Origin of the sequence: Pseudomonas sp. p50(2008) (assembly GCF_015351605.1) — a bacterium.
GTDB lineage: Bacteria > Pseudomonadota > Gammaproteobacteria > Pseudomonadales > Pseudomonadaceae > Aquipseudomonas.
In genome coordinates, this window is record NZ_JACMYF010000008.1 from 272,630 (window position 1) to 284,803 (window position 12,174).

Here is a 12,174-nt window from a genome sequence, read left to right on the forward strand (position 1 = left end):
GCGCGCTGAATCCGCCAAGTGTTATTTCGTCGTTTCTGGACATGGATGCAGTCGTCAGAATTGGTAGCGGCGCACCTCGAACTGCAGCGAGGATAAATGGAGATCACCCTTGCGTGCAGATACCCAAGTCCAAGAGATTTTAGCTAAGTGCGATATCCTCAAGCGTGCAGGGCTATGGCCGTCGGAGCCTACGCTGCGCCCGCGCGCCTGGCTGATGAATTTCGATGAGCAAGATGCGCACGTGGCCGCATTTCTCTTGGATAAATTCACTTTCTATAACAGAACATTGACAGATGCTTTGTTAGTCGCCTCTTACAACTCGATTGGAGACGGCATGCCTAAGGGCCCTTCAGCACCAAGGGGAAACGATCTCGTAGCGGCCCTGGGCTCGGCAATCCTTACGCCCGTGAAGGGAGAGCATCCAAACCCTACCGATTCAGGCTATTTGCTTTGCCGTAAGGCACGTCAGCTGCTTCACTTGAATGACAGCTTCATCTTGGATACAGATGACGCACTTCAGCACGCCTACGATGGAAAGACTGTTGTTTTCATCGATGATTTCGTTGGCTCAGGCGATCAGTTTTTATCCACATGGAAGACTGTTGACAAATCAAGTAAGTCATTTGAAAAAGCAAACGCTATCAGTGGTTTCACGGCAATTTATGTGACATTGGTAACAACTGACTTCGGCTTGAAAAATATAAACAATCAAGCTCCAACAGTTGCAGTATATGCCACTCATGTGCTTGAGCAAAAATCAACCCTTCAGGGTGTTTTTGACTCTAACACGAGCATGAGATCGCCAATTCTAAGGTTTTTGTCTAAATACTGCACACGCTTAACGCCCGCTGAACATTATATAGCTACGAACCAGAACTATTTGATGTTCGGGTATAAACAGCGGGGACTGATGTTTGGTTTTGAACATTCGATACCCGACGCTACACTACCGATATTCTGGTCGCCGGGGTCGAACAACTGGGAGCCACTAATTGAGCGAGCTTAATCCAAATGCTGTCTTACGGCAGCTATTCGGCGACAACCGAGCTGAGTGGCCTTCTGCTAATTTCAAGGATTTGTTTGTAACACCGACCTATCTTGGCAAACTTGAAGTCATGCGTCCATGTTTTCTCGTTGGTGGTCGCGGAACAGGAAAAACCACTGCACTCCAGTCGCTGCGGTACGACTCAATGCTGGAAAGAATTGAAGGAGAAGGTCAGACCTTCGCTGATCAAGAATATCTTGGCGTTCTTGTTCGTATGAATAAGAATCGTGTCCGAGCGTTCACAGGAAGTGGTATCAACGAGGAGCGATGGTCAAAGCTTTTTGCCCACTATTTTAATCTCATCGTTTGCAGCGAACTCGTTACTCTCACCTCCTGGCTAGAAGTTAGACTGGGCTCAAAATTATCTGAAGAACATCTCAGCACAATATCTAATGAACTTGGCTTGGAGGACTGTGAAACACTGGTCCGACTCAAGAGCACAATAAAAAAATCCATATCGTCTCTCCAGTTGCAAGTGAACAACCCGCTCAAAGACATGGGGATAACGCTATCCATGGCAGAGGCCCCACTGCGAACCTTTGCGGAGGTATTAAGAGCAGAAGGTTTGCTAGGTGATAGAGTAATTTTTTGCTGTATCGACGAGTATGAAAATCTACTTGATTATCAACAGGCTATACTTAATACATATATAAAACATGCGGAGCCGCCCCTTTCCTACAAAATGGGCGTCCGGAAAAATGGACTACGAAATAGACAGACGCTTGATGGCCAAGATTTACTCAGAGTACCCGACGACTGTCTCGAGATTGAGATTGCGGATGAGGGCTTCGAGTTTTTCGCGAAGGCCGTTGCGGAATTAAGATTAAGGTACGCTCAAAGCGTCGGAGCTGTAGTCCCTAGCAACCTCCGCGAGTTCTTGCAAGAACTATCTCTATCTGAAGAGGCCGTAGTTCTAGGCGCTGACCGCGTGGCCGCAGCCATTCTGTCCGAGTTAGACGGTAGTAAAAACATAGAGTTCTTTCAACAAAAGTCGAAGGGCGAACTTTACTTTTTGAAATATTGGCAGGAAAGCGAGGGGGGGTCGTTAAAAGATCTCGCTCAAGACTGGTACAACAACGAGACTGAATGGAAGACCAGGCTTGGCAACCATGGTTATGCTAGCCTTTTCTGGTTGTCGAAAGGTCGTAAAGGAGCAAGAATCAGAAAGTACTACTGCGGAGAACGAACCCTTCTTTCGCTAGCAGCCGGAAATATTAGATATTTTCTGGAGCTGATCGATACAGCCATCAGTTATCAACTGGACGAAGAATCGTCGAAACAGTCGCCTTTAACAATATCCCCGAAATCTCAGACGCTCGCGGCAAGAGAGGTCGGAAAGAGACGACTCAATCAACTGGAGGGACTTGCAGACCACGGCGTCCAGCTGAAACGACTTGTTCTCGCAATTGGTAAAGTCTTTTTTGAACTAGCTCGAGCACCAAGTGGAAAGACCCCAGAAGTTACATCATTTGTGCTTTCTGGAAGCCCAGCGGAAGCTAGCAGAGTTCATGAGTTACTCCAAGAAGGCGTTGGCCACTTAGCTTTCGAGTCCGACCCTAGGACTAAGTCCACCAGCAGCTCAGAGCTTCGAGATGATGAATATCGTCTGCACCGGATCTTCAGCGCGTTTTTCGAGATATCCCATCGTAAGAAAAGGCGAATGACAATTGAGGCATCTACTCTCATAAGCGTGTTAGAAAATCGACCTTCTCGGGCCATCTCTACACTCCTAGATGATAGGCCGCAAACATCTGAGGAGGAGCTTCCCGAGCAGCTCGCACTATTCTCCGCGTTCTATGACGACGAGGAATTGAAATGATTACGATGCCTACGCCGTCGCTAAATACCAAGCGCTTCCAGAACATAACCATAGCAGATATAAATGCTGACGAAGTAATAATATCGGCTGCTGACTCAGCTGAGTACAGAGACAGACTTCCTTTGTGGGAACATATCCACACCTCCGATCCAAAGCGCATTATTTTTATCAAAAACATCGACAAAGAAAGCATCCTAGTTACTCATGACGGAACGGAAAAAACCGTATCCCTCAGGGACGAAGATGCGATCAATGATATCTTTATCGCGAAGCAGATATTGATAGACGTTACCGGGCTGTCGCACAACATCTGGGCTCCGCTTCTGAAGAGTGCATACTCGCAGAAGATTCGGACACGCATTTTATACGCCGAGCCCGAATCCTACACGCCTCACCCGAGCCCAGCCTCATCCGCCATTTTCGATTTAAGCGTTACATTTGAAGGGTTGTCGCCTTTGCCCGGTTTCGTGCAGTTAGCGGGGCCGGAAGACGAAGAAAAATGCTTGTTCATCGCGATGCTAGGCTTTGAGGGCAATCGACCCGAACATCTTGCATCCCAGTTGGATCCGACCCCAAAAGTGATCCCAATTGTGGGGGTCCCCGGCTTTCAGCTCGAATATCCGGCGTTCACGGTCGGCTGCAATCGAATGTTTCTGGACGAGTATCGAGCTCATTCGGAGGTCAGATACGCTCGTGCAAGCTGCCCTTTTGAGGCATTTAATGCATTGAACAAGATCCGTAGAGATTACCCTGACCACTATATATACTTGGCCCTCGTCGGCACCAAACCACACGCAATCGGCTCCATACTTTTCGCTATAAAATACGCTGAGACGACGGAAATCATGTTCGACTACCCGGTTAAGAAAAGCGGACGAACCTCCGGCGTGGGGATCGTCCATATTTATGATTTTGAGGACTTCCATGCCTATTGATATGGATAGGTACTACACCCCAGAGAACGTCGCGATGAGCGCTTTGGAGCGGGCGAATTTTCCCTTTTTACCCAAAACATGCGCGGACTCGACCTGTGGGTCAGGTCGGCTACTCGATGCCGCGAATGCCGTTTTCGGACCAGTCCAATCCTTCGGAATAGACCGAGACGTCGATGCTATATCCCAGCTGCGCTTAAGAAGGCCTGAATGGCATTTGTCGGTAGGCGACTTGCTCCATAATGACCCCGTTGATGTCCTATCGAAGCGAAATGCCGTCGACCTGCTAGTACTCAACCCTCCATTCAGCCACGGAAAAAAGAAGTCTGTCGACATCTGCTTCGCCGGCAAAGAGATGAAGGGAAGCATCGCCATGGCTCATTTGCTAAGAAGCTTTGAGCTGTTTCAGCCGAGTCTGGGCGCAATTGTGATAGCGCCGGAGTCTCTGCTCTATTCCGAAACAGACCATTTTGCTCGCCAGACATTGGAGGAGAATTATCAGTTTCAAAAAATTGCTGAGCTGAAGCGATGTACATTTCACGGCGCAAGGGTACAGGCTTCAGTCGTTCAAATTTCTCCAGGCCGTCATCGTTCTTCACTGCAAGAGATGAAGCCTAGCAGCGTCGTCGTCCCCGCGACGCTCTTACGCGGAAGTCTTCCAGTTCATTTGAACGTTAGTGATCCGGCTGGAGTACCCTTTCTACATTCCACAGATATACGAAAGGTAGTAATTGCTGGCTCAACGGTAGATATTTCTAAGACCTCGACTGTCGCTAAAGGCAGAACGAAAGGTTGGGTGATTTTGATTCCTAGAGTCGGGCTTCCCGACATGCAGTTCGTAAAAGCAATCAACCTCGAAACAACTGTCCAGCTTTCTGATTGTGTTATTGCTCTGGAGTTTCAAACTAAGGCGAATGCTATGAAAGCAGAGCGTCGAATCCACTCGCGGTGGATGGATTTCAGAAATATTTACCGAGGAACAGGCGCACGCTATGTGACCATCTCAAGATTAAGTATGTGGTTGCCCTCACTTGCTATAGCTGCAGCTACATAGACTAGCTCCGCTTACATGCAGTGCATTTCGTATCGATGCCCAGCCCAGGCGTGCCCTGTCTAGCGGGGTATGCCGAGATAAGGGGAAAATTCACTCATTTGGTCTGCCGCTGCATCTACTTATCGGAATTGAAAATTCCAGAGACCACGCGACAGGCGTGCAAGGAAAGGTCGAGGTTTGCGCCCATCCATCAGTGAAACCTAGAGTGGTTTACTATAAAACTTTTATAGATCATCCGCTTGCGACGCAAATGTCCTAATTCTACCTTATCTCGGCATCACCTCTAATTGTCCATTCCGCCTGAACCCGCAATACCAGCAGGCCGGGGCTTCCTCGGCCTGCTCTTTCGTCCAATCGCCGCATATTATCAATCGACTTTTCGCACACCCGATAGCCCCAGAGGTCACACACAGTGTGAGCCTTATGCCCCAACTTTTGGGGCATATAGGTAGTCGCCTTGGCGCTCTCGCGTTAGGGCACTAACGTCAAAATACTGCAGGATGTTGCCGGGCAGGCTGTGGCGATTTACGAAGGAACTTAAGCAGATTGGCTTCAGTTGCTTTCATTATTTCACCAACTCCATCAACTTCCCATACCCATCCACCACGTCGTACCTCACCTGCTCTGAGGTGATCTTGGCGAAAAACTTGCGTGCACAGGCGATTTTTGAAGCTTCGATAGCACGTAGGTCCAGCGTGGACATGGAGCCCTTGGTCTCGGCGATGAAGTAGATGTGCTTCACGTTGCCTTCCTGAAAGGCGATGGCCCAGTCGGGGTTGTAATTGCCGACCGGGGTCGGGATGAAGAAGCTCTTCGGCAGTTTGGCGTAGACCACCACCTCTGTGCTTGCGTCCAGCTCTTCGACGAATTTACGCTCGATGCTGGAGTCGGTGAACACATAGTCGTAGACGTGGTGCTTGGCTTCGAAAGCCTTGCTGAAATCATCCTTGGGCTTCTCGGCAGTAAAGATGTCCGAACTATGGGTTTCACCCACCGGATCGTAGGCAATGTGCTCGACGATGGCCGTGGCCTTCTGCTCGTTGATCAGCATAGCGGCCTTGGCGATGAAGTCTTCCGGGTTGGTTTTGTACTGGCTGAACACCGCCACGTTGATGTCTTTGAGAATGCTGGCAATGGTGCTGCGTGTTAGCTGGGTGTCCTCGGCCAGATTGCCGATCAGATCGTATTTCACCGCCGAATGAACGGAGTGGTTGTACTTTTCGGTCGAGCTTTCGGCGATCTTAAAGGCTGTGCCGCTCTTCATATCGTCGAAGCTGGCATTCTCCAGCTGGCTGCCGCGCTCGATGATGTACTGCATCGGTTTAACCCGCAGCTCAGTATCCAGGGCCGCCACGCACTTGCCCACCAGCTCATCGGTTTCAAAGTGAACCGTGTAAGCAGCCTTGCGATTGATCTTGTTCCACAGTGCCTGAAATTCCTTCTTCTCGAAGTTCGAGTTCAGGGGGTTGATCTTGGCCTTGCGGTCATCGCCAATCTCAGGCATTTGCGCCGCACTGAAGACGCTATCGATCAGCTGGAACACCTGGGCTGCATAGGGCTGCAGTTCGGCCGGTAGCTCTGCCAACTGCTCTTGTTTTTTGGCCTCGTGGTAGGTCAAGGTGATCTGATCGTTGTCGTCGGTGTAGTCGTTTTTCAGCAGGTATTTGTAAATCTGCTTGGCCAGTTGCGCAGAGACCTCAACGTCGCCAGTTAGAGTTTGTAAAACTTTACCTTTGAAATAATTCTCGTTGGCCTCACGTGGCCGGGCCGACAACGATTCGCTGATATCCCTCTGCAGTGCGCCAACGAAGTCCTTGTAGCTTTCGCTGGCCACCACCGTCAGCTCATTGATTTGGTGCACGGTGGCCGGGTCATCCATACGGTCACCCAGCTGGTTGACGGCCAGGCGCATGCCACGACCCACCTCTTGGCGCCGGGAAATGCTGTTATCGCTGTGCTTTAAGGTGCAAATAACGAAGACGTTGGGGTTATCCCAGCCTTCGCGCAAAGCCGAGTGGGAGAAGATAAATCGCACCGGCTCGTCGAGCGACAGCAGGCGTTCTTTGTCCTTGAGGATCAGGTCGTAGGCATCCACGTCGTCGGTCTCAGTAGCTTTTTTCCCCACTGAGGGATCGACTAGTCGCTTGCTTTTCTTGTCGATAGAGAAGTAGCCATTATGGGTCTGGCGAGCCTGAATACCCTTGAGGTAGCGGTTGTAGGGTGTGTCTTCCAGCGTCATCACGTCGGTGAGGTAGGCGTTGTACTCCTCCTCAAAGATCTGAGCGTACTCGCCGGGCAATTCGCCGGTTGCGTCGTACTGGCGGTATTTAGCTACCTCATCGATGAAGAACAGCGACAGCACCTTGATGCCCTTGCTGAACAGCATCATCTCTTTCTGAAAATGTGCCTTCACCGCCTCGCGGATTTGGATGCGGCGCATGGCGGCCTCATCCACGTTGCCCACGACCTCCCCGGCAACTAGCTCCACACCGTTGGTAAAGCTCAGCGTGTCGATACGGGCGTCGATATCGGCAACCACGTAATCTTTGTACTGATCCAGCCCACCGGACAGGTCGTACAGATTGTCGTTGCGGCCGAGTTTGCGCATCACGCGCTTGATACCACTGCTCTGCTTGATCTCGATCTCCACCCGCGCCACAGGCGATTTGGTCGAGACTTCGATGTCCTGCAGGAACAAATAAGCATTGGTCCCGGTCAGGCCTTTGACCGTAATACCGCGCACGCTGATCTTTTTAACCAGTTTCTGGTTGTAAGCATCCAGCGCGTCAAGGCGGTGGATTTTGTTGTACTCGGTTTTGTGCGTAGCCGAGTAGCGCACAATCATCAGCGGATTGAACTCGCTAAAGGACGCCAGCGTTTTGGCCCCTTCCATCTTCTGCGGCTCATCGAGAAGGAGAATTGGTCGGTTAGCCTTGATCACATCGATAGGACGGCGCGACTGAAAGTCATCCAGCTCCTCATAGATACGGCGCTGATCGGCACCACGGGCGGCGAACGCCTGCACGTTGATGACCATTACGTTGATGCCGGCATCCGAAGAAAAGCTCTCCAAGTTGTGCAATTGCTTGGAGTTGTAAATGAAGAAACGCGCCTTCTTACCGTAGCTCTCCAGAAAGTGCTCAGCAGTGATTTGCAGCGACTTGTACACACCCTCGCGGATGGCAATACTCGGCACCACGACGATAAACTTGCTCCAGCCAAAGCGTTTGTTCAGCTCGAACATGCTCTTGATGTAGCAATAGGTCTTACCAGTGCCCGTCTCCATCTCAACATCGAGGTTGATGGTGCAACCCGTATGTTTGTCGCTAGCCAGCGACGCCGATAACGGTAGGTTCTGCCGGCGTTGTACGCCTTGAATGTTTCCCAGCAACTGCGCCACGTTCAACGCTAGCTCTGCATTCTTGAAGCCAGCCTCAGTAGGCTCAATCGTCTTCGCACCGAGCAGGTCGATCTGTTGCGGTGCCGCCGGTGCGAAAGGCTTAGCTCCAGGGTCGACGCGATAACTCACGCCCGAGGATTTTGGCTGGCCGGCAAAGCAGTCGGCAAAGGCGTCTACCGCATGGGTCTGGTAGGGCTGGACTTTAAACTTCAGTTTCATGCGTAATTCCTGACTGACCCAAGGGTATTGCAAGTAAGAATCAAGGCGTCTAGCCCTTTAGGATCAGCTACTTACCGTTAATTTATTCTGCATTTATCCTGCAACTCAGGATGATTTATTCTGCATTTATTCTGCAAGCACCCAGACTGGCGCCTTGCGCGAGCCGTAATTTTTAATGCGCTCGGCACGTCGCAAGCTGGTGAGTAAACCACCGATCTTGGTTTCCTTCTGCGCATCATCTAGAGCATCGCTGAGCTTGTTGCTGAGCAACTGGTCGATATCCTTGCGGGTAGCAGAACCAAATTTGGTCAACAAATCGAGAATCATCTGCTTGTAGAAAGCGTCATCCTGTCCACGGGTACGGATGTAGTCGGCTTTACTGGCTGTTGCTTTGGCGACCGTAGCAGAAACGTACAGATTGGGCCGTTTGCCCTCGATAAGCCCAGCCTTGCGCAAGTGTTTCACCATCGCGGCATCCAGCGGCAGTCTTTTCTGCACACGGTCTAACGCCAGGATGTCGACAAGGGCAAGGTCGGTCTTCTGGATCAGCAGCCGACTGTAAGCGGGATCTACAACGCGGCCATGGATAGTCATCCTCACCGCCTGTGGCTCGGATAAGTCATAGTCCGGCATGGGGAAGAAACGCCGGGCCTGACCAAGGTGCATCTCATAAATGCCATAACCCATGGTGTCGATCATGTTCAGTTCGGCCATGGCTTGAGCTAAGAACGGGTTACGGTAACGTCTTGGGGTTTTGGTTCCGGCAATGTAGTCCGCTGGCTGTCCCTCAAAGAACGATCCGTCGTTTTCCAGCACCAGCCGATCAGGAAACTCCGTCACAATGATTCGGCCATTACGACTGTAGTCCTGGTGCGCAATGCAGTTGTGCAGCGCTTCCAGCACAATTTTCTGATCGTACTTGGCCAGTTCAATAGCCAGCAACTGGTCTTCCGGCAGGATGCGAATCTGGATGTTACGAATTTTCTGATACAGGCCGCTGCTATTGAGCAGAAACGGTAACCCGAAGTGCTCATAAGCACGCTCTGAGCCTTCCAGCTTCCAGGTCATCTGGGCGGGATGCGGCGACAACAAGTGCGCCGACTCCAATTTGCCAAGCAATAGAAGCGTTGTACGGGTGATCTGGCCGTCGCGGGTCAGTTTGGCGCGGTCGAGAAAAGTGGCAACTGACCAGTTCATGACGTCATCCGCCGCAAAGCGGTTGGCATACTTTTTCGCGAAAGACTCTCGCGCCCTAGACAGCGCGGCAACGTCTAGATGCGCCAAGGTAGCACCAGCGACTACTTGCGCCGACCAGTCGGCCGCGCCTACCTGGCGGCGAATCTCATCAAGCTTGTCTAAACCCAGATGGGTCAGGCTTTCACCAGCACGTGCGTAGTAATGCCCCTTCCACGCAATCGGCATCCCCAACGGAGCAGCCGGAATCTCGAACAGCAATACGCGCCCTTCGGTAAGTAGCAGTTCGTGAATATTACGCAGGGTGATGCTCGGCTCGGTGGCAGCAGAAATCTGCATTTTCAGGCTGTGCAGATTCTCCGCCTTAGGCCGGTAATCGCTGCCCACAGCCTTACGACTGTGGTTATCCACACCGAATACCAGCCAGGCACGTTCTTGATTACGCAAATTGGCTTCGTTGGCCAGGGCAGAGAAGTACTTGCCTATGGCGTCGGTCGAGTAATCGTTCCCGGCGCGCTTGAACTCCACTACCTCGTTTTCCCAACACTCAATCAAGGAGTCCAGTAGTGCCTGCATGGCTTGAGCATCCATATCAGCCCCTTAAAGCGTCTTAATTTCGGTAGCTGGCGAAAGCAGCTTGAACACCTGCTCGACGTTGATTTTCACGCTATCACTGGCGAAGCCGGCGTCGCGAAACACCACACGTAGCGGCTTATGTCCTGCGAGCTGTTTGACGAACTCTTCGTCGATACCTATATCGAAGCAGGCGGCCAGTGCATTACCGTCAACGAAGAACACGGTCTTGCCGGCGATAACTTGCTGGTTGATCGGCAGGGCCAGATCCACGCCCCAGTCTAGCAGCACCTGAAACAGCAAATCTTCGGAGGTGCGGTCTTCGCGGACATTGTCGATTTGATCGGAGAGCAGATCCTGGCTCACTGCATCCGGCGTGTAGTACACCTCTTTCATATTGGAGGTGTCGATTTTCAGCACCCGAAAGCCAATGTCGAGCTGCTCAATACCTTCCATGCCAGAGCACTCAACCTTGATCTTTTTGCCTGCTCGCCGAATTCTTTCCTTACTTATTTGAGCAATAGTTCCATAACCGGCTTTAAAGGCCTCGCTACCCGCATCGCACGCCTCAGGAATTTGAACTGAAATATGCCGTCTAGTGCCTTGATCCTCCGCATTTAACTCCATTACCGCGTGCGCTGTCGTAGAGGATCCAGAAAAGAAATCAAGGTAAACTTCATCTTTATTGGCCGATGAAATAGATATCATTCGCTTCAAAATAGATATTGGTTTTGGGCTATCAAAAAACGCTTTACCATCAAACAGCTTTTTCAAACTCTGCCTTGCTTCTTGGTTATGACTAACCTCTTCATGAAACCAAATTGTATTTGGGCGCAAACCCGCTTGAACCTCGGACAAAAAAGTCTTAAGCCGAGGCACCCCCTCCCCCCCTTTACCAAACCATATCCGATTATCCAGTACTAAATCATTGAATTTTTCTTTATTAACACTCCAATACCTACCATCTGGCGGACTACACTCACGACCGCTCGGCGTTTTAATTACATAATTGAGTTTGTCACTTCCCGACTTGGCCGACAACACAACGGAAGTCCATGGGCCACGCGGATCACTATCTGGATTCGTATAACCGTCATTATCGGCATCTGTTCTTGGCAGCAGGTTTAACCTCCAACCAGATAAGTCATTTGAAATTGAGTTCTTCGCATAACAGAGAATATTATCATGCATCGTAGAAAAGTAAGCCGCATCATTAGAGCGAGAAAATTTCTTCTGCCACACAATATGCGCTACGAAATTAGCCTCACCAAAAATCTCATCGCAAACCTTTCTAAGGTTAGCAATTTCACCATCATCTAAAGATATAAATATAACCCCATCATGTCGCAATAAATTTCTCGCTAGCTTTAGCCGAGAGTAAATCATACTCACCCAGGCAGAGTGAAATCGTCCATTGGACTCAGAGTTCGCAACTAACGGACTCCGTCTTTCGTCTTTCTGATTTGACTTCCTGAGATATGATTCCGCGTCCTCAGAAAAATCATCGTCATAAATGAAGTCATTTCCAGTATTGTAAGGAGGATCTATATAAATCATCTTGACTTTATTGAGATAAACCTCTTGGAGTAATTTTAGCGCATCGAGATTATCCCCCTCGACAAAGAGATTTTGCGTGGTATCAAAGTCAACGCTCTCTTCTCTACACGGGCGCAATGTCTTGGCAATCGGTGCATTCGCTGCCAGCAGCGCCTCACGCTTCCCCGGCCAATTCAGCTGATAGCGCTCCTGCGGTCCCTCAACAATGGAAGAAGACAGCTCCTGACGCAGCAGGTCGAAGTCGACGGCCTTCTTCAAATCGCCCTGGGCATCCAACGCTTCGGTGATGCAATTGGGGAACAGCTCAGCCAGCTTGTCGATATTGGCTTCGGTCAGGTTTTTAGAGTGCATCTTCAGCGTGTCCATGGGACGTCCTGTAAT

General features: G+C 50.5%; 7 protein-coding genes. 4 read left to right on the plus strand and 3 right to left on the minus strand.

Annotation, left to right across the window (positions count from 1 at the left end):
• The first annotated feature begins 109 nt into the window (after window positions 1–109).
• The 4 genes from H7698_RS22900 to H7698_RS22915 are packed head-to-tail and all read left to right on the plus strand — an operon-like array spanning window position 110 to window position 4,850.
• Entirely contained in the window at window positions 110–1,006 is an 897-nt protein-coding gene (locus H7698_RS22900) for a phosphoribosyltransferase-like protein (RefSeq protein ID WP_038443667.1), read from the plus strand.
• Entirely contained in the window at window positions 993–2,864 is a 1,872-nt protein-coding gene (locus tag H7698_RS22905; protein WP_038443670.1) for an ORC-CDC6 family AAA ATPase, read from the plus strand. The genes H7698_RS22900 and H7698_RS22905 overlap by 14 nt, the downstream gene beginning before the upstream one ends.
• Complete coding sequence (locus H7698_RS22910) at window positions 2,861–3,799, plus strand: hypothetical protein (protein WP_051903158.1); 939 nt, start codon at window positions 2,861–2,863, stop codon at window positions 3,797–3,799. Before H7698_RS22905 ends, H7698_RS22910 begins: the two co-directional genes overlap by 4 nt.
• A complete protein-coding gene (locus H7698_RS22915) occupies window positions 3,789–4,850 on the plus strand; it encodes a methyltransferase (protein ID WP_038443673.1) in 1,062 nt (353 codons plus the stop codon). The genes H7698_RS22910 and H7698_RS22915 overlap by 11 nt, the downstream gene beginning before the upstream one ends.
• 565 nt (window positions 4,851–5,415) lie before the next feature.
• Here H7698_RS22915 and H7698_RS22920 read toward each other — a convergent pair.
• From H7698_RS22920 to H7698_RS22930, 3 genes are all read right to left on the minus strand, one after another.
• Window positions 5,416–8,469: a type III restriction-modification system endonuclease gene (locus tag H7698_RS22920; RefSeq protein WP_038443675.1), complete on the minus strand. Its 3,054-nt coding sequence runs from the start codon at window positions 8,467–8,469 to the stop codon at window positions 5,416–5,418.
• A gap of 126 nt (window positions 8,470–8,595) precedes the next feature.
• A complete protein-coding gene (locus H7698_RS22925; protein ID WP_038443677.1) occupies window positions 8,596–10,254 on the minus strand; it encodes an RNA-binding domain-containing protein in 1,659 nt (552 codons plus the stop codon).
• Window positions 10,255–10,263: 9 nt separating this feature from the next.
• Window positions 10,264–12,159, minus strand: coding sequence for a site-specific DNA-methyltransferase (locus tag H7698_RS22930; RefSeq protein WP_038443679.1), 1,896 nt, complete (start codon window positions 12,157–12,159; stop codon window positions 10,264–10,266).
• Window positions 12,160–12,174: the final 15 nt, after the last annotated feature.

Bases quoted from the DNA above. Each gene is read 5' to 3' on its own strand.
- H7698_RS22920 (WP_038443675.1), bottom strand. From the start codon at position 8,469: ATGAAACTGAAGTTTAAAGTCCAGCCCTACCAGACCCATGCGGTAGAC.
- H7698_RS22925 (WP_038443677.1), bottom strand. From the start codon at position 10,254: ATGGATGCTCAAGCCATGCAGGCACTACTGGACTCCTTGATTGAGTGT.
- H7698_RS22915 (WP_038443673.1), top strand. From the start codon at position 3,789: ATGCCTATTGATATGGATAGGTACTACACCCCAGAGAACGTCGCGATG.
- H7698_RS22910 (WP_051903158.1), top strand. From the start codon at position 2,861: ATGATTACGATGCCTACGCCGTCGCTAAATACCAAGCGCTTCCAGAAC.
- H7698_RS22930 (WP_038443679.1), bottom strand. From the start codon at position 12,159: ATGGACACGCTGAAGATGCACTCTAAAAACCTGACCGAAGCCAATATC.